The following is a 20,238-nucleotide window of genomic DNA, read 5'->3' on the forward strand; positions in this document are numbered from 1 at the left end:
GTCATTGAGGCCTGCACACTTATCTAGGCCTTGTCATATTGCGTTTATTTATTTTTGATTATATATGACCTTAACGTATCTGTATGTTTTATTGAAGCTTTTCTTATACCAATATCTTATTATTTAAAAAATTTTCTTTTAAAGTTATATTTTTAATATTATTGTAATATTATCTTCAAACTTGTTTTAATTTGTAAAAAGTATAAAAAATCCTCTTCATTCTATATTTTTCAGATATACTGTTAAAAAGTATAAGTATATTTTTTAGATAAGTTGTTAATTTTGTTTAGATAAATTTCGGATTTCGCGCCGATTGTTTCAGCGGCTGATGAAAGAAATTTAATTGACATTTAAAGTTATTGGTGTTATAATCTAACCTAATTATTTGTAATTATAAATTATAATGGATTATTTTGCGGATAATTTAATTTTTAACAGTTAGTTGACAGAGGGGAGAACAGGATAGGTATGGTATTTTCTAGCTTGCTTTTTTTGTGTATATTTCTGCCAATAGTGCTTTTGCTATACTTTTGGAACAGTAATATTACCTACAGAAATACTGTTATGGTTATTGCCTCATTGATTTTTTATGCCTGGGGTGAACCTGTATGGGTTATTGCCTTGCTGTTCAGCGCGGCTATAGATTATGTCAATGGTCTTATAATACATAAATATTTTGGAAAATGGCAGGCTAAGCTGGCGCTTATCATGTCTCTTGTGCTCAACTTGGGTATTCTTGCTACTTTTAAATATTCGAGCTGGATTATCAGCAGTATAAATACCGGTTTCGGACTTAGTATCCCATACTATAACTTCGCTTTGCCGCTCGGTATTTCTTTCTATACTTTCCAAACCCTGTCTTATACTATAGACATGTACAGAGGCGAAATAGAGGTTCAGAAAAATCCGTTAAGTTTCCTTTGTTATGTTTCGATGTTCCCCCAGCTTGTTGCTGGTCCTATTGTCAGATATATCGATATTGAACACCAAATCAATGACAGACATGTCACTCTTAAAGGATTTGAGTATGGAATATTAAGGTTTGTGCAGGGAATGGTTAAAAAGGTAGTATTTGCTAACGGCGTCGGTGCAATAGCAACCGCGCTGCTCGACGGCAATATGGCGTCATCATCTGTTCTGTCCGCATGGGTTGGTATAATTGCTTATACTTTCCAAATATATTTCGACTTTTCAGGTTATTCGGATATGGCAATAGGTATGGGAAGAATGTTTGGCTTTAACTTCCTGGAGAACTTTAATTATCCTTACATAGCCAAAAATGTTACAGACTTTTGGCGGAGATGGCATATATCACTCAGTACATTTTTTAGAGACTATGTTTATATACCGCTTGGCGGAAACCGGCGTCATCAGATATTTAATATCTTGCTTGTTTGGACGCTTACCGGTCTTTGGCACGGCGCCAGCTGGAACTTCCTGCTTTGGGGCGCTTATTACGGAATATTATTGGTGATTGAAAAGAAAATGTTTAGAGGCGCTTTGATGAGGCTCCCGTCATTTTTTGCTCATTTATATACAATCATTGTGTTTGTTTTGGGATGGGCACTGTTCTACTATACCGACTTCGGAGCTTTAAAGGATTGGTTCTTATGCGCATTTGGAGGCACAGGAAAACTGTATGACTTTGCCGGCTTTACGACTCTTATGTCGAATCTATGGCTCCTTATTGCCTGCGCCGTTATTTCAACTCCGGTTTTAAGATATGGATACAGGTGGTTTGCGAAGAAGTGCAGCGCTGTAAATGTGATTGTAACTCCTGTGCTTGTTGTAGCATTGCTGGCGTTCTGCTTTATACTTTTAGTCGGCGAAACATATAATCCGTTCTTATACTTTAGATTTTAATTAAGCATGAGCTGAATATCCGCGGCGGCGGAGTTAAGGGGGCAGGTAAGGTGAAGACTGCAAGAAGAGTCATTACTTTGATATTATTTATTGTATTTTTAATTGCCGGGTTTACTGCTGTTGTAATTCTGCCCAGAGACGAGGCGTCAGCACAGCAGGAAAACAGAAAACTGGCTGATTTTCCTTCATTTTCTTTTGAAAGGCTTAAATCAGGAAAGTTTACTTCTGATTTTGAGACATACCTTTCAGATAATGTTGGCTACCGCAGCACGTTTATGAGTGTTTCTGCTGCGTATAAAAACAGCAAGGGTATAAATGAGTTCGGCAAGCTGGTGGAAACGAACGGCGATTTAGGGACAGGCTCAACTAAGAAAAGTGAACTGCTTGTGACCGATGACCGTGTTATGGAAGTCTACCGTGCCGATGAACAGGCTCAGGAAGAATATATAAAAATGTTGGATTTCTATGCTGAGAAACTGCCGGCAAGTATAAATCTGTATTCTATGATTATCCCTACTCAAATTGATTTTATGCCGTTTTACAAAACAGTGGGTGATGACGAAAAGGAAAATATAGATTATTTATATAGTAACTTTAATAAAAGAGTAAAAAATATCAATGTTTATGATACCTTAAAAGAACATTTTGATGCAGGTGAATATGTCTATTTCAGAACAGACCATCATTGGACAAGCTTGGGAGCGTACTATGCTTACTGCAAAATGGGCGCTGATATGGGCTTTGGCACGCTGAGACTGGACGAATTCCAGAAAGGTGAGGTCAAAGACTTCACCGGATATCTTTACAGTCAGGCGCAGGCTCCGTATTTAGACAGTCATAAGGATACTATAGAATATTATAAAAATGCTTTAAATGATATTACTTTTAAGTGTACTACCTTTAGTTATATACCCGATCAGGAATTTGACTACACAGGAAAAATGTTTGATTTGAGCCGCGGGGCTTCATATAACATGTTTTTGGGCGGCGACCAGCCGTATATAGAGATAGACTCTAACAGCCCGAATAAGAAAACTCTTGTTATGCTGAAAGATTCTTATTCAAACGCGCTTATACCGTGGCTGACATGTGCCTACAGCAAGATAATAGTGGTTGACGCGAGAACTTTTGACCAAAGTATAACAAAGATACTTAACACAACTCCGGTGGATGATTTCTTAATAACTAATTACATTTTGGGAACAAATTTCCGTGATTATATAAAATTGTGTCATGATATATATTGATAATAACGGCGGTTTAATGCGTTTGCAGCGACATGAAAAATTTGTCGTGTAACTTTTATGTTAGAATTTTGTAATTTCTCTTTACAAATTTGTAATAATATGTTATAATATAAAAAATATTTGTGAAGAGGGGTTTGATAATTGTACGGTCAGAATGATTTATCCAAGATAAAGTCCGATCTTACTGACAATGTTGGGCATAAGGTCCGGCTTACGGCTAAGAAAGGCAGAAAACAAATTGTTACACGCGAGGGTGTCATCGAGAGCACATACCCCAGTATCTTTACTGTAAAATTAGATAACCAGAGTGAATTTTTTACATCGGAGCAGCGGGTTTCTTACAGCTATACTGATGTGCTGACAAAGTCGGTTGAACTTGTTATCTACACTCCCGAAGAGGAGTGTTCGGAGAAATCTGTTGATGAGACTTCTGTTGTTGCCGAACTAGAAGACATAGTTTAAAGAAACGTACCTTTTTAAATGTAACATTAGACTTCGCTCCGGCGTTACGCACACTTTGCCGGACGAAGCGCAAACGGGATTTAGGCTTAGGCCTATCCCGTTTTTTCTTTGTTATAAAAATGTAATATATATATTGGATAAACGAAAGTTTATTAGTCTTGACTTTTTGACGAAATTTGTGTATAATGTAATACGTGAGTTTTATGCGTACACAGATTTTATGCAGTGTCACATGTATCATCTTCTTTAATTGCTGATTTTTATTTCAAAACTATCCCGGCAGACTAAGCGGAACAATTGAATGATGTGTTTATTATAACAGTTACGAAAGTTGATCTGAAACAGCCCGAGAAATTTGCGCCGCGAGTGCGCTATTATTGTGATTTTGCTGGATAGTTAATTGAAAAGTCAAGAATGAATTGTTTTACAATCAAAATTATAGAAGGGGGTGCTTTAAGATAAATACTTTGATATGGATATTGATTTTAATTGCCGTTATCATAATAGGCGTTATTAGCGCGTTTATGTCGTTTAGATACGGTTATGCATATAGAAAGAACTTTGCTGAGCTTAAAATAGGCAGCGCCGAAGAAGAAGCGGAGCGTATTTTAAACGATGCAGCGGCTGCGGCCGAGAAGGATGCAGAAAACATAAAAAAGGAAAAATTACTTGAAGCCAAAGAAGAGATACATAAGTCAAGAAGTGAACTTGAAAGAGAAATCAAAGAGAGAAGAAACGAACTTCAAAGACAGGAAAGACGTGTACAGCAAAAAGAAGATACAATTGATAAGAAAAATCAAATGATTGAAAAGAAGGAAGAACAGGTTCAAAGAAGGTTTAACGAGGCAGAAGAACTGCAGGCTGAAATAGAACGTGTTAAAAAGCTGCAGATAGCTCAGCTTGAGAAAATTGCTACTATGACTGCGTCTCAGGCAAAAGATTTGCTTTTAAAAGAAGTTGAAGATGATGTTAAGCATGAGTCTGCACTGCTTATTAAAAGTGTTGAAGAGCAGGCAAAAGAGGAAGCTGAAGAAAAGGCGAAGAAGATTATTACCGGAGCTATTCAGCGCTGTGCCGCTGACCATGTTACCGAGACCACAGTTTCAGTCGTTCCACTTCCCAATGATGAAATGAAGGGAAGAATAATCGGCCGTGAAGGCAGAAACATTAGAACGATAGAAACGCTTACAGGAATAGATTTGATAATTGACGATACGCCGGAGGCGGTTATACTTTCTGGATTTGACCCTGTAAGACGTGAGATTGCAAGACGTTCGCTTGAAAAGCTGATAACTGACGGAAGAATTCATCCGGGCAGAATTGAGGAAATGGTTGAGAAGTCTCAAAAAGAGGTTAAAAATGTTATCAAGCAGGAGGGCGAAAGAGCGGTATTTGAGACCAATGTTCACGGACTTAATCCTGAGCTTGTAAAGCTTATAGGCAGACTGAAATATAGAACCAGTTACGGTCAGAATGTTCTCCAGCATTCAATCGAAGTATCGCATATAGCAGGTTTGATGGCGGCGGAGCTGGGTGCGGATGTTACACTGGCAAAACGTGCAGGACTTCTGCATGATATTGGCAAGGCGATAGATCATGAGGTTGAGGGTTCGCATGTAACTATAGGTGCCGATATAGCTAAGAAGTATAAAGAGAATGATAAGGTTGTTCATTGTATTTTGGCACATCACGGAGATATTGAGCCAAACTCAATAGAGGCATGCCTTGTACAGGCTGCTGACAGTATTTCTGCGGCTCGTCCCGGCGCAAGACGCGAGAATTTGGAAAATTATATCAAGAGACTTGAACAGCTTGAGGAAATATCAAATTCATTTGAAGGTGTTGAACGCTCTTTTGCTATACAGGCAGGGCGTGAAGTTCGTATCATGGTTAAGGCCGATAAGGTTAGTGACGACGATACGATTTTGATGGCTAAGGATATAGTAAAGAGAATAGAAGAAACAATGGAATATCCGGGTCAGATAAAAGTGAATGTAATCCGCGAACTCAGAGCAATAGAGTACGCGAAATAAATATTAAACGGGAACAGCCGCTGTCTTGTTTGCCGGCGGCTGTTTGGTTTTGTGCGGAAAAAATAGAAATTTTTAAAAAAAGACTTGATTTTTACCAGGTGCTGTGATATAATCTAGTGCACTGGTGCTTTGAAACTAAGCAAAATACTATATTTTACTAATATACGTTATTGAACGTATGAGGAGGAAGTTTAAAAATGCAAACAGCTTTAGTTATTATCCACGTGATTATCGCCGTGGTGCTTACAGTGATTGTTTTGATGCAGCACGGAAAACAGCAGGGTCTGTCTGGTGCTATTGCCGGCGGCGCTGAAACATTTTTTGGAAAGAATAAAGGAAGAACTGTTGATGCGATGCTCAAGAAGTTCACGGCTGTTGTAGCTATATTATTTATAGTTTCATCTGTTGTGCTTACTTATGTTTCAATACAGGAGTATGCTTCTCAGAATGCAGTTTCAGACAGTGCGTCAGACGAAGGAACTATGAATGTTTCTACTGATGAAAATGGAAATCTGGTTGATGCAAACGGTAATATAATCATGACTGCTGAAGATATGCAGGCAGCTCAGGCGCAGCAGGAAGCTGAAGCCGGTGCGGCTGAAGGGGCAGATGGCGCAGCTGAGCAAGGTGCAGCTGAAGGCGATGCAGCAGATCAGGGTGCTGCTCAGGACGGAGCCGCTGATGGTGCGGCACAGCAAGACGCAGCACAGCAGGGTGAAGGTCAGTAATTTTAACTATGACTGCCCGTTACAGTCTGACAATTAATTTGTAAATTGGATTTAGGGTAGGCTTACGCCTGCCCTTTTATTTTTAAAGTTTTAATAGGAGGACGATATGAAGGATACAAAATTATTTGTAGTTCTGCCGTGCTACAACGAGGAGGAAGTGCTGGGGGAAACCTCAAAGCGCTTGCTGGAATTATATGGGAAAATGATTAGCGAAGGAACAGTCAGTCCTGAGAGTAAGATAGTTTTTGTAGATGACGGAAGCCGGGACAGGACATGGGAAATAATCAGCGGACTATGCGAGCAAAACAATATTTACAGGGGTGTAAAGCTGGCGCATAATGCCGGACATCAAAACGCTCTTTTGGGAGGTTTGATGACTGTAAAGGACGAGTGCGACTGTGCGGTTTCGATAGACGCCGACCTGCAGGACGATATTAATGTTATTCCTGAGATGGTGAAGAAGTTTGACAATGGATGCGACGTGGTATACGGCGTTAGAAGTGAAAGAAAGACCGATTCGTTTTTTAAGCGCACTACTGCCCAGGGCTTTTATAAATTTATGGCTATGATGGGTGTAGACGTTGTATACAATCATGCAGATTACCGTCTGATGAGCCGGCGGGCGCTTAATGACCTGGAAAGTTTTAAAGAAGTAAATCTGTTTTTAAGAGGATTGGTTCCTCTTATCGGTTATAAAAGCGATAGTGTGTATTATGAAAGAGCGGAACGTTTTGCCGGTGAAAGCAAATATCCGTTAAAAAAGATGCTGTCTTTTGCCTTTGACGGTATAACTTCGTTCAGCGTTAAGCCTATTAAAGTTCTGTGGTCTATGGGGTTGATTGTGTGTGTTGCAGCTGTTATCGCTGCGATATATACTCTTGTCAGCAAATTTTTTGGTTATACCTCAGACGGCTGGGCGTCTCTCATGTGTTCAATTTGGTTTTTGGGCGGTGTTCAGCTTGTGTCTATTGGAATAATAGGAGAGTATATAGGAAAAATTTATAAAGAATCCAAGGCTAGACCAAGATACATAATCGAGGAATATAAAAAGGAAGCAAATAATTAATATTTAATCTGCTGTTTTATCTATACCTGCTTTTTAGTGTAAAAAGTATATTTATAAGAGATACTTCCACTATTAGGAAGGTGAAAAAGGTTGTTTAACGCTTTGTAAATATATTCATAGTTTGTGAACATTCTATTAAAAATTGAAGTCAAAACTTGAGAAAAGTCGAATTTTGTGTTATAATTTACTCTCAGTTTACGCACACAAATATAATGCTTTCGCTGATATATATATTTAATTTGAAGTTTTGTGTTGACTTAGATTGGCGGAGCAGAAATTTTATCAGAGGTGAATTTTGTGAAAAAGAGGATTACTGCGGTACTTTTGACATTATGTATGTCATTATCCAGCATAGCAGTCTTTGCGTATGAGCCGAATTGGTGGGCAGTTGACACGGTTAAAGGGGCGATGGAATACAGTCTTATTTCCACTGAGTATGGAGACAAGCCGTATACAGACGCTATAAACAGGCTTGACTTTATAAATGTTGCTGTAAATATTTATTGTACCATTACAGCAGAAAATGTTACATCAAACGCATATACGCCTTTTGTGGATACCGATAATGTGTTTGCTAATATGGCTTATTATGTTGGAATAATCAGCGGCGACGGTGAGGGACACTTTTTTCCTAAGGATTTTATAACCCGTCAGGAAATGTGTAAGGTAATAACAAGTATGCTGTCTGCTGCCGGTGTTTTAGGTCCATATTTCCCTTCAACAGGCGTTTTTGATGATATTCAGGACGCATGGGATATAGATGACTGGGCTAAAGATTATGTGGCGTTTATGCTGGATAATGATCTGATGGCAGGATACGATGGAATGTTTAAACCAAAAGATTATGTGTCACGTGAGGAAGCAGCAATAATTGCATACCGCTGCTTTGTAAAATACGGCAGGGATGTTGACGGCCGTATTCAGTCTGCTCTTAAATCAGGAACTGACTCAAACGGACGTTTGGTATATACATTGGAAAAAACAGTAATGCAGAGTAATGGAACAGTTATTGCCTTACGTAACGCTCCTGATAAGCAGCTTGTTACACCTGGCGGAGAAGTTGTCGGAGGGGAACCAATAGTTGAGGAAGATCCTGAACCGGTTCCGGACGGAACAGGCGGATATGCGCCAAGCGGAACACCGCTGCAGGTTCCGGACAGCGACGGACTGTATCAGCTTAAAACATATTCAGAAACTTTAGCCACAGGTGAAGCAACTGACAAAGAAATAAGGATATTTGGTTCTGTCGGCGCTAGGTATTCAACTCACGAAGAAGCCGAGGCACATATGGTTGAAGTCGTGGTTCCTGTATGGGAATTTGGAGACGGAGACCAGCTTCAAACCGGATGGCGTTCATTTAAGGTGAATTCGGTACTAGCTGAAGATGTTCAGGCTATATTCAGCGAGATATATAATTCGCCGGAGAAGCCTCCAATAAAGGATGCGGTAGGGTATTCATGGAGAAATGCTCTTTCAGGAGGAAGCGTATCAGAACATAATTTTGGTACGGTTATAGACCTTAACTATAATGAAAATTATTGTGTTTACAAAAACGGACAGCAGATAGGAACATTCTATGACCCGTCGACTTCAGTGTTTTCATTTTCACCAACAGGCGTTGTTGTGCAGACTTTTGCAAAATACGGCTGGCTGTGGGGAGGAAACGCATGGGTCAGCGGTACATATGACTATATGCACTTTACTTATTTAGGTAAACAATAAAATTATGGCGTTTAATTCTGCATATGCCGGATTAAACGCCGTTTTATTTTTAACATTTTGAGTTTTAAGTGAGAAAAGAATATGTAATTATTGTAAATTTTTTGTGCTGAGAATGTTAGTAATTTAGAGAATTGCCCGTAATCACGGCGATTTATTCAATTGTATAATTATGTACAGTTTTTTTTACATAACATACTATGATTTTGTGGCAATCTTTCAGTATAACAAAGATTGATTTTGTCGTAAAACTGTGATAAAATAGATATGGTTTTAGGGAGTAGCATACAGATTATATCTGTTGCGGTTTTCGTCATCACGGTGCGGTCAGCACCCGGAGACTGCAGTCTTTTTTATAGATTTGCGAGACTACAACTCAATGGGTGCCAAGAGTGGCGTTTATTGTGTTGTAGTCTTTTTTGGTACTGCTTTTTAAAATCCACATAATTAAATTTTACTTTATGGAGGTTAGTATGAAAAAGTTTACATCACTGTTTTTAGCTATGGCTCTTGTTATGATACCCCTTTTCGGTTGTTTTGGAACCGGATATGCGGAGCCTGAAAAAAGTGCAGTTTTAGAATCAGCAAAATTAGTGGCATTCCCTGGAGCAGAGGGCGGCGGAATGTATACTACAGGAGCGAGAGGGGACAGCTCTCCCGAGATTTATCATGTAACCAATCTAAACGACAGCGGCAGCGGCTCTTTGAGAGACGCAATATCGGAGCCGGGTAGAATAGTGGTTTTTGATGTTGCGGGAACAATAAATTTGACGAATTATCTTCGTTTCAGTCAGCCTAACATAACTGTTTTAGGACAGACTGCGCCGGGAGACGGCATATGTGTGTCCGGCGCTCCTACAACTATAAATGCGGACAATATAATTATCCGTTATATGCGTTTCAGAATGGGAGTATATGACGAGGCAAATAAAAAGTATGATGACGACGCTTTCGGCGGAATATCCCAGACCTCAGATTTGATTGTAGATCACAGCAGTATGAGCTGGTCTACTGACGAATGCGTTTCTGTATATGCGATTAAGAATTCCACCATACAATGGTGTATAATAACAGAACCTCTAAATACATCTATACACTACGAGGGGGGAAAACTCCAGCAGCATGGATATGGCGGAATATGGGGAGGGGTTAATTCTACATATCATCATAACCTAGTATCAAGCGCTAACAGCAGATTTCCGCGTGTCGGAACCTCCGCTACAGTAAAATCGTATAAGAGCGAGCCGGATTCAAACAGTTTGGTTGACATAAGAAATAATATCTTTTATAATTGGCGTTCTAATACATCTTACGGCGGCGAAAATATGGTTAGGGTCAATCTTGTTAACAATTATTATAAGGAAGGACCCGCGAGCAGCAGTATTAAAAGATTCTATGAAATGTATGCTACTGAAAGCAAAAGCAACAGCAAGCATCCTATAGTTGGAGCCGGTACTGATTTGGCTATTGCGGGAAATTTCTATGACCCAAAGAAGAGCAGCACCACAGTTGATGAAATTAATGCTGACAATACTTTGGGAGTTGCGCATTCAAAAGCTAAGACTTATAATATAGTGGAGTATAATGGTTCTGATGACCCGGAGGCAGAGTTCTCGCACACTCAGTATATAAATGATTATCCGATAACAACCGATACAGCACAAGAGGCATACGATAAGGTTTTGGCTGGAGCCGGGGCAAATATAGTGCGTGACGATGTTGATAACCGTGCTGTAGCAAATGCGTCAGAAAGAACTTCTACGGTTGGGACAAATGGAATTATTGACTGGTCAGAATTAAAGACTATGGATAGATATGAGTATAAGGGAACACCGAAAGCTGACAGCGATGGCGATGGAATACCGGACGACTGGGAGGACAGCCACAGACTTGATAAGAACAATCCGGCAGATTCAATGTATTTTTCTTCAAATCCGGAGTATACAGGGTATTATAATATAGAAGTATATTCATTCGATATAGCTGGGGATGAGCCGTCTCCTACGATGACTCCGGCACCGACTCTTGATCCGACAAAGCCAACTCCAACGCCTAAGCCGACGGCTAAACCTACGGCGGCTCCAACGGCGGCTCCAACACAAACGCCAACCCCAACTTCTCCTGCATATGATGCGGAAATAAACGTGTCCGGCGAGGGGTATGTTAAGCTTACGGATGCAGCTGGCGTTGAGTTTCCGAAAGCAAGGGAGATATATAAAATAGATACTGCTGCTTCATATGAAAACGGTAAGACTGTTCAGGCTGGTGATGGTCTCAGTGTTGTGTTCGGAGAAGCAGACGATAAGGGCGGCACAAAAAATGTGTTTACCACCGCACAGGTAGAACCTGTTGAAATCGACGGCGTAACATATACAGCAACGCTCACAGGTTCACAAAATGCAATGTATTATAGTGGTTCAGGAAGCAAAAACGGAACGTATGACAATCCGCCGAACGGAGGAGCTTTTTTGAAGTTTTCACCAAGTGAGACGGGACGGCTTCAACTGGCGATAAGCTGGAACACTGCAAAACCGATGAATTTTGTCAGAGTAACTGAAAACGGTGTTCCGGGTGCGTATATGACAGACGCGCTGACCGGGGTTAACTATAAGGCGTATACCTCAAGCGGAGGCCAGAAAGATATGGTTTTGAATATTGATTTGGAAGCCGGAAGCACATATTATTTCTTTTTAAACGGTTCAAAACCACCGATATATGGAGTTAGCTATTCTGCGGATAATTCAAATAAGTATAGTATCGGTGAGAAGTCTGTGGTTTTAGTTGACGCAGTGCCGGGTATTGCAGGGCAGAACGCGCAGATTACTATGCGTACGTCAAATGGCAATTCTGTAGTATATAACAATACGTTTGTTATGCCCAGTGAAAATATAGGTTTAGATGTTGTATTTAATGCTGAACCGGTGCCGACATCTCCTCCGACAGCGGAGCCGACGAATGCACCAACAGCAGAACCAACATCATCTCCGACCTCAAGCCCTACAAGTACGCCGGTACCTGAGCCCAGTGCCACTGCAGGTCCAACAAGTGAGCCGATTGCACCGCCAACGGCAGAGCCCACAAGTTCACCAACTGATGATCCGGGTTCGTCTCCTACAGTATCCCCTACTGCTGTTCCGTCATTTGTTCCGACTGCTACACCGGAAACAGAGCCGACAAATCCGCCGGCATCATCGGAGACACCAAAACCAAGCAGTTCGCCGAGCGGAATCTATTATCAAGAAGTTCCGGTAATAAACGGATTGAACGTGACAGCTGAAATAGTTAATAAAACTGATGATAATGGGGTTATGTTTATAGTATGCTCTTATAATGATGCAGGGGATGTTTTAACTGACGCTGCAATTGAGATAATACCAAAATCAGATATACCGAAACGAGTATCAATAGATTTGAAAAAGGGCGGAAATATAAAAACATTTTTATGGTCCAGCGAAATGGTTCCGCAGGATTAACAAAGGTATCCAAATCTAGCGATAATGGAATTGTGTGTGTTATGTGGCCAGGCATAGAAAATTTCAATAATCAAGATATTGAAGTTAACTATTCTGAAAAAGTAGGATTTTATAAATTTTTATTACTATATAACATAGACCATGCACGAAACAATTTGCATAAATAAAAAAAGTTTGTCTTTACAGGACGGCGGAATTATATGTGTTTCTGAAATAGCGTGAAATGCAAATCATATATAGGGATAGGAAAAAACAAATCAGAGACTACTATGAAACGAGTATCAATAGAATTGAAATATTAATTTATCAAAATGGTTAGTGAAATTATTATAAAAGATATAAAAGTATGCCGTTTATTAAAGATGAATTAGATATATGTTTTTATATTAAGGTGAGACAGCTGTATGTACTGCTATAGAAAAATACTAATTAAATTTAATATAACAAATATAAATAGAATTGAAAAAGAGATAGGTTTTAAGACAGTTTTATATATTGAAGATTAAAAATAGAAAACAGTAAAAAATATTTGGCTTTGGCCATGTTATAAAAAGAATAGTTTGGGGGCTTTACTATGAAAAAGGCTGTTGTTATGTTTTTGTTGCTGAGCTTGCTTGTTATGAGCAATGCGGTGTATGCTGTTGATATATTGCCGGGGGGGCTGCCGGCCTTCCCGGGAGCCGAAGGCGGAGGTATGTATACAACAGGAGCTCGTGCCGTTCCGATTCCTGAAATTTACCATGTTGAAAACCTGAACGACAGCGGGCCGGGTTCACTGCGTGACGCTGTGTCCATCGGCAACAGGATAATTGTTTTCGATGTTGCTGGAACGATAAATCTGACAAAAGGTCTGACATTGAAAGCCCCTAATATAACTATATTGGGTCAAACCTCACCCGGTGACGGTATATGTGTTTCAGGAGCTCCAACAACGGTAAGCGCTGATAATATTATAATAAGATATATGAGATTCAGAATGGGAGTATATGATTATGAAAATCATAAGTACGACGCTGATTCTTTCGGAGGTACTTACAATACTTCAAACCTGATTGTGGACCATTGCAGTATGAGCTGGTCCAGCGACGAGTGCTGTTCGGTGTATGCAGTTAAGGACAGCACTATTCAGTGGTGTATAATAACTGAGCCTATAAATATAGGAATCCATTATGAGGAAGGGCAGCTCCAGGCTCATGGCTACGGCGGCATATGGGGCGGCAAGAATATGTCGTATCATCATAACCTTGTAGCGTCGTCTATAAGCCGTTATCCGCTGGTCGGGACATCCGCAACTGTTCATTCTTACAACTATGAACCTGACTATATGAGTCTGCTGGATATAAGGAATAATGTTTTTTATAATTGGCAGAGCAACTCGTCGCATGGCGGTCAGAACATGGTTAGGGTTAATCTGGTAAACAATTATTATAAAATGGGGCCTGCCAGCAAAGACTTAAAGAGGTTCTATAAAATGATGGGGACTCAGCCTGAAAATCAGAGCAGTTATCCGATAGTCGGCGCTGCAACAGATTTAGCAATAGACGGAAACTATTATGACGCAATAAAACCATCTGAAAAGGTTGCATTGATTAACAGTGATAATGTTTTTGGCGTAGAGTTTGATAATTATACAGAAACTTATAATTTAGAGAAATACGATGAGACTGCAGAACCGTCTGAAAAGTCGCATACTCAGTATATCAAAGATTATCCCATAACAACAGAGAGTGCTATAGAAGCTTTCGGCAGTGTTGTTCAAAGCGCCGGACATAATTTCCCGAGAGATAGCGTCGATGAACGGGCGGTAAATGACACGGTAAAAAGAATATCAACGGTCGGAGAAAATGGAATTTTAAACTATGACAAGTTTATACTTTTAGAGAAGCCTGAATATTATGGAACCGGAAAGCTCGACAGTGACGGCGACGGTATTCCTGACGATTGGGAGGATAGCCACGAGCTAAATAAAAACAATCCGGCGGACTCGTTGAAGATAGCGAATGAAAACCAGTATGACGGAAAATATACCGGATACCTTAATATAGAGGCGTATTCATTTGACATACTTGAAAATCCGCCTGAACCTACTGAGGATCCGACATCGTCACCATTACCTACAAGCGCGCCTGCCAGAGGAATATATTATGCGAAATCCCCTGAGATAAGCGGTGCAAATATTACCGCCTCTATTGTGAATGAAAATGATGAGAGCGGTGCTGTATTTGCGGCATGTTCATATGATGAAAGCGGAAAAATAATGACAGACGTTAAAATTGTCAGAATCCCTAAGTCTGATATTCCTCAGGATATAAACGTAACGTTAAAAAGCGATAAAAACATAAAAACGTATCTTTGGACCAGCAGGCTGGAACCGGCCAGAAACTAAAGCACTTTAAAATAAAAATAGAGTTTGTATTTGATTGTAAAATATGGTTTTATATTAAAGATTTTAAATATTAGAAATATTTAATAATTAATTTTGAATTTAAATTAGTCTTGACAATAATATTAGATTGATATAATGATTGTACTATGAATCAAGTCAGAGGCGCGGAAATTGTTTTGTTTCTCTTACGAGGACACAAGTACCGGAATTCTCAGCAGCTGTATTCCATTCATTAATAACTGTTCTATGAGCTGCTAACAGCAGCTCATATTTTTTAACGAAAGGGATTATCTTCTTGTTATATTTTATGCTCCGGATTTTTTATTGATTTATATTTTATATAATTTAAAATCGTGGAATTAGTCAAATTAGAATGCGAGGTTTTATTTTATGCAGGATATGCTCTACAACATGATATTTAAGAGAAAATCATTTCATATTTTTAAGGATATAGGAACCATTTCTGCCGCAGAATTATGTGAAATAGAGGAAAAATATAGAAGTTTTTTGCCGCTTGCGGAAGACATAAAAACAGCTGTCAGAATTGTTCCTGCCAAAGCAACAACATGCAGACGCGGTCAGGAATACTGTATTCTTTTATATAGCGAAAAGAAGGATAACTATCTGCAAAACATAGGTTATATTGGAGAGCAGCTGGATTTATATCTTGCTTCTAAAAATATAGGCTCTCTATGGTTTGGAATAGGAAAGACAGAAGAAAAATCGTATAACGGTATGGATTTTGTAATTATGATAGCCATAGCAAAAGTCGGGGAAACAAAATTCAGAAAAAATATGTATAAGAGCAAAAGAAAGACGGAAGAAGAAATATGGACAGGCGATAAAATTAAAAACGTAACAGAGGTTGTTAGGTTTGCACCGAGCGCTTGTAATACACAGCCATGGATAGCGGAGAACACAAATGGGTATATAGAGGTTTTTAGATACAAAAAGCCCGGTAAGCGCGGGATAATGCCGGCGGATAAAGTGAATTATTATAACAGAATAGATATTGGAATTTTTCTGTGTTTTATGGATTTGTGTCTTAATCATGAAAATATAGAATTTGAAAGAGAAATTTTTGCTGACAACAATGATAATGAAAAGGAGAAGACATTGACGGCAAAATATAAATTTATCTGATTATAATATTATGTAGCGTTGCTTTTTTCTGAGGTTTTGAGGCTAGGCAGTTTTTTATATTAATTAAAAGCTTTTATAAGGCGGTAATACTATAAAATAGAAGTTGTTTATAGAATTAAAAATCATGTGTATTAGTTATATTTTAATTATTGTATTTTTAGTTCAGAGAAATTTTTTAAATCAGTTTACTTAAAGTTTTTTTGTTCCAAGATATTAATCGTTTTGCGGCTGCAAGTGAAGTAAATTAAATTAAATATCATATAAAAGCTAAGTTAAAATTTAGAGTTGACAGCTCAAATTTTTATAGACAGCACAAGAAATACCGGTTTGGTAAAAATATTTTATTTTGATTAATATACTGTTACCGGTATTCCTTTGCGGTGGTTTTATTTTTTACTGTATTGTTATAATGTTATAAAAGTATATATAACTGATTTTTTGCTTCCTTGTATGTTTTATATTCTTAATGTTTTGGACTTGACAGGTGAAAAATGTTGAGAATATCTATTTCAAGCAAACCTTTTATAGCTTATTTTATTGCATAATTATAAAATATTATATACGTAATGAAAAAGATATAAAATTTTTGATTTTAGAAGGGATTTACTTCCTAATGTCGAATTTTATAAAGGTACGAAAAAGACGGTTTGCGTTTTAAATATTAAATTTTTAACTCTGACGGCAATCGTCTTTTTCAGCCGTAAAGAAAAGGAGAATACATAATATGGCGTCAAGAGACAAATCAAATGAACCTATGTTCGACCCGGCCAAGCTTAATATAATACCGGTTGACCTTGATAATGAGATGAAAAAGTCGTATATTGACTATTCTATGTCTGTTATCGTTGGACGTGCACTGCCGGATGTGAGGGACGGACTTAAGCCGGTTCACAGAAGAATACTTTATGCAATGTATGAGGACGGAATAACTCCGGACAAGGCGTACAGAAAGTGTGCGACCACTGTCGGAAATGTTTTGGGAAGATATCATCCGCACGGTGATGCGTCGGTATATGACGCAATGGTACGTATGGCGCAGGATTTTTCAATGCGTTACCCAACTGTTGACGGACACGGAAATTTCGGCTCAGTCGATGGCGACGGCGCCGCAGCATACAGATATACTGAGGCAAGAATGTCTAAGCTTTCTCTCAATATGCTGACCGATATTGACAAAGAGACAGTTGACTTTATGCCAAACTTTGATGAAAGCAGACAGGAACCGGTAGTGCTTCCGTCGCGTATACCGCATTTGCTGGTCAACGGCTCAGACGGTATTGCGGTCGGAATGGCTACAAAAATACCGCCGCATAATTTGGGCGAGGTTATAGACGGCGTCATTGCGCTTATTGACAATCCGGATATTACTGTAGACGAGCTTATGGAATATATTCCGGGACCTGATTTTCCTACAGGTGCGCAGATAATGGGCACAAGCGGAATTCGTGCGGCTTATACTACGGGCAGAGGGAAGCTTAAAATACGCGCACGTGCAGAGATTGAACCGTGGAAGGAAACAAGAGAACGTATAATCGTAACCGAGATTCCATATATGGTTAATAAGGCTAGGTTGATTGAAAAGATAGCCGATCTTGTTCACGAAAAGAGAATTGATGGTATTTCTGACCTCCGTGATGAGTCCGATAGGGATGGTCTCAGAATAGTTATCGAGCTAAAACGCGATGCGAACGCTTCTATCGTTTTGAATCAGCTGTATAAGTATACTCAGCTTGAGGATACTTTCAGTATAATTATGCTGGCGCTGGTAGACAGAACTTCGCCTCAGGTGCTTTCTCTAAAACAAATTTTGGAGCAGTATGTTGACTTCCAAAAAGAGGTCATAGTACGCAGGACCAAATATGATAAGAAAAAGGCAGAGGCCAGGGCTCATATACTTCAAGGTCTCAAAATAGCGCTTGATAATATCGATGAGGTTATTGATATAATTAAAAACAGCTATAATGACGCAAAACCACGCCTTATCGAGAGATTCAGTTTCACTGATATACAGGCGCAGGCTATTCTTGATATGCGTCTTGGACGTTTGGCAGGCATGGAGCGTGAAAAGGTCGAGAACGAGCTGAAAGAAATAACTGAGCTTATTGAGCACCTTGCAGAAATATTAGGCAGCGAACAGATGGTGCTTGACATTATAAAGAAAGAAATAACCGAAATCAGAGATAAATTTTCCGATGAAAGGCGCACATCTATCGAGCCGGTTGTGGACGATATAGATATTGAGGACTTAATCGCCGAGGAAGACAATGTCATAACAATGACACATCAGGGATATATAAAGAGACTGCCTGTTGACACATATAAGAGCCAGCACCGCGGAGGAAAAGGAATTGTGGGAATGCAGACAAAGGAGGAAGACTTTGTCTCAACTATGTTTGTGTCTTCTACACATTCATATATTATGCTGTTTACCAACACAGGAAGAATGTTCAGGATAAAGGCATATAGAATACCCGAGGCAAGCCGCCAGGCAAAGGGGACGGCTATTGTCAATCTTTTGGATCTTGCGCCCGGGGAGACAATTTCAGCGCTCATTCCGATACGCGAGTATACTGAAGGGCAGTATCTGACTATGTGCACTAAGAACGGTATTATTAAAAAGACAGATATAATGGATTATCAAAACGCTCCGAAGGGCGGAAAGATAGCTATAAAACTGGACGACGATGACGAATTGCTCAGAGTAAAACTCACAAACGGAGACACTGATTTGTTTATCGGAACTCATAAAGGAAAGATGATTAGGTTCAATGAAAAGGATGTCAGAGAACTGGGGCGTGTTTCCAGAGGAGTTAGGGCTATTAAGCTTGAAGACGATGATTATGTTGTCGGCATGAGTGTATACCGCGATGGCGGTAAAATGCTTGTCGTATCAGAAAATGGGTTCGGAAAGAAGACAGAACTTGAAGAATATAAGACCCAAAGCAGAGGCGGAAAAGGCTGCTCAACATATAAAATTTCACCTGAGACAGGCAATGTTTCCGGTATAAAAGTTGTATCGCCGGAAGATGATATTATAATAATCACATCAGAAGGCGTTATAATCAGGCTTGATTCAGAAGACATAAGCACATACAGCAGGGTAACAAAGGGCGTAAGGCTTATGAGACTGGCTGAAGGCGTTAAGGTAGCAACGATAGCCAGAGTTGAAAAGGAACAGGAATTTGAAGAAGAGGTAGACAGCTTAGAGAGCAAAGGTACAGTTGAAACTTCTGAACCAACAGAAACAATGGAATCAGTCGAAGATACAGAACTGAGCGAAGCCACGGAGCCGACTGATGAAAATATTTAATGTTTTAAGGTTGTGATAAAATGAAGAATAAGAAGCTTTTAAAAGCCGGACTTGTGACTGCTGCTGTTGTTTTATCATGTTCTATGCTGTTTGGCTGCGGAAATGACAAGCCAAAAGACAGCAAGCCGGAGAGCTCGGCTTCAGCAAAGCACGAAGCCGAGGGGGAGACAACAACGTCCAAGTTCAGCGGAGATAAAAAGTCTGCTTCGCCAGAAAAAAGAGTTCAGACTACACAGAGACCATATTCAAGTTCGTCTCCGGGAAGCGCTGATTCAGGCACTAATAATAAGACAGGGAGTTCTTCCGTCTCTAACAATTCGGTGCCTTCACAGTCTCAGTCCGAACTTGATGACGCGGAGTCATTTTTGAATTCAGGAATGTATACAGACGCCCGTGAAATGTTGAATTCTATAGACAAGAGTGGATTGAGCGACAGTCAGCTCACTCAATACGAGTCAATAGAAAGCCGTTTAGAAAACCACGAGAATTCCGGAGGCTCATCTTCAAGCGGATATACTCCTCAGGAGGCTGTTAAGATTGTTGAAGACCATTATGGTATAACGATTAACTATGATACCAATGGGCTTCAGCTTCAGACAAATTCAGGAGGAACTGAGTATTATCAGCTTCAGATTGAATTGAAAAATGAGAATCTCAGAAAAATAGTCAACGTATACAAAAATGGTGAGATTGAGGAAATCTCAAGTGAACCGCTGGCATATGGATAAAAGAAAATTGCAAAGAAGTCTTCTGCTAATACAGCCGGAAGGCTTTTTTGCTGGACTTTAACGGTAGAAATAATATTCAT

11 protein-coding genes and 1 pseudogene are annotated in these 20,238 nt (G+C 39.4%); all 12 read left to right on the top strand.

Annotated elements, in window-relative coordinates:
- Positions 1 to 468 precede the first annotated feature (468 nt).
- On the top strand, positions 469 to 1,863 hold the full coding sequence (locus B9O19_RS06240) for an MBOAT family O-acyltransferase (protein WP_102365605.1): 1,395 nt from the start codon (positions 469 to 471) through the stop codon (positions 1,861 to 1,863).
- Positions 1,864 to 1,913: 50 nt separating this feature from the next.
- The gene (locus B9O19_RS06245; protein ID WP_102365606.1) at positions 1,914 to 3,110 is read left to right on the top strand and encodes a DHHW family protein; all 1,197 of its coding nucleotides are present in this window, start codon (positions 1,914 to 1,916) and stop codon (positions 3,108 to 3,110) included.
- A gap of 141 nt (positions 3,111 to 3,251) precedes the next feature.
- Complete coding sequence (locus tag B9O19_RS06250; RefSeq protein WP_102365607.1) at positions 3,252 to 3,572, top strand: Veg family protein; 321 nt, start codon at positions 3,252 to 3,254, stop codon at positions 3,570 to 3,572.
- A 458-nt stretch (positions 3,573 to 4,030) separates the two neighbouring features.
- Positions 4,031 to 5,605 carry a ribonuclease Y gene (gene rny / locus B9O19_RS06255; protein WP_281254348.1) on the top strand — a complete coding sequence of 525 codons (1,575 nt, stop codon included), beginning with the start codon at positions 4,031 to 4,033 and terminating at the stop codon, positions 5,603 to 5,605.
- Positions 5,606 to 5,802: 197 nt separating this feature from the next.
- Positions 5,803 to 6,021: pseudogene (secG, locus tag B9O19_RS12285) on the top strand (preprotein translocase subunit SecG); the annotation flags it as partial.
- A gap of 418 nt (positions 6,022 to 6,439) precedes the next feature.
- Entirely contained in the window at positions 6,440 to 7,399 is a 960-nt protein-coding gene (locus B9O19_RS06265; RefSeq protein WP_102365608.1) for a glycosyltransferase family 2 protein, read from the top strand.
- 297 nt (positions 7,400 to 7,696) lie between these two features.
- Positions 7,697 to 9,121: an S-layer homology domain-containing protein gene (locus tag B9O19_RS06270; protein WP_154058631.1), complete on the top strand. Its 1,425-nt coding sequence runs from the start codon at positions 7,697 to 7,699 to the stop codon at positions 9,119 to 9,121.
- Positions 9,122 to 9,591: 470 nt separating this feature from the next.
- Positions 9,592 to 12,591 carry a hypothetical protein gene (locus B9O19_RS11900; RefSeq protein ID WP_179947302.1) on the top strand — a complete coding sequence of 1,000 codons (3,000 nt, stop codon included), beginning with the start codon at positions 9,592 to 9,594 and terminating at the stop codon, positions 12,589 to 12,591.
- Between the two features lie 574 nt (positions 12,592 to 13,165).
- Positions 13,166 to 14,977, top strand: a complete 1,812-nt coding sequence (locus B9O19_RS06280; RefSeq protein WP_102365610.1) for a pectate lyase family protein — start codon at positions 13,166 to 13,168, stop codon at positions 14,975 to 14,977.
- A gap of 390 nt (positions 14,978 to 15,367) precedes the next feature.
- Complete coding sequence (locus B9O19_RS06285; protein WP_102365611.1) at positions 15,368 to 16,120, top strand: nitroreductase family protein; 753 nt, start codon at positions 15,368 to 15,370, stop codon at positions 16,118 to 16,120.
- A gap of 724 nt (positions 16,121 to 16,844) precedes the next feature.
- Positions 16,845 to 19,430 (top strand): DNA gyrase subunit A, encoded by a 2,586-nt coding sequence (gyrA, locus tag B9O19_RS06290; RefSeq protein WP_330400509.1) that lies wholly within the window; start codon positions 16,845 to 16,847, stop codon positions 19,428 to 19,430.
- A gap of 20 nt (positions 19,431 to 19,450) precedes the next feature.
- Positions 19,451 to 20,158, top strand: coding sequence for a hypothetical protein (locus tag B9O19_RS06295; protein ID WP_102365612.1), 708 nt, complete (start codon positions 19,451 to 19,453; stop codon positions 20,156 to 20,158).
- Positions 20,159 to 20,238 lie beyond the last annotated feature (80 nt).

Source organism: Monoglobus pectinilyticus, from assembly GCF_002874775.1.
Taxonomy (GTDB): Bacteria; Bacillota; Clostridia; order Monoglobales; family Monoglobaceae; genus Monoglobus; species Monoglobus pectinilyticus.

Coding starts and splice junctions, on each gene's coding strand:
- B9O19_RS06240 (WP_102365605.1), top strand. CDS start 469: ATGGTATTTTCTAGCTTGCTTTTTTTGTGTATATTTCTGCCAATAGTG.
- B9O19_RS06265 (WP_102365608.1), top strand. CDS start 6,440: ATGAAGGATACAAAATTATTTGTAGTTCTGCCGTGCTACAACGAGGAG.
- B9O19_RS11900 (WP_179947302.1), top strand. CDS start 9,592: ATGAAAAAGTTTACATCACTGTTTTTAGCTATGGCTCTTGTTATGATA.
- B9O19_RS06280 (WP_102365610.1), top strand. CDS start 13,166: ATGAAAAAGGCTGTTGTTATGTTTTTGTTGCTGAGCTTGCTTGTTATG.
- B9O19_RS06285 (WP_102365611.1), top strand. CDS start 15,368: ATGCAGGATATGCTCTACAACATGATATTTAAGAGAAAATCATTTCAT.
- gyrA (WP_330400509.1), top strand. CDS start 16,845: ATGGCGTCAAGAGACAAATCAAATGAACCTATGTTCGACCCGGCCAAG.
- B9O19_RS06295 (WP_102365612.1), top strand. CDS start 19,451: ATGAAGAATAAGAAGCTTTTAAAAGCCGGACTTGTGACTGCTGCTGTT.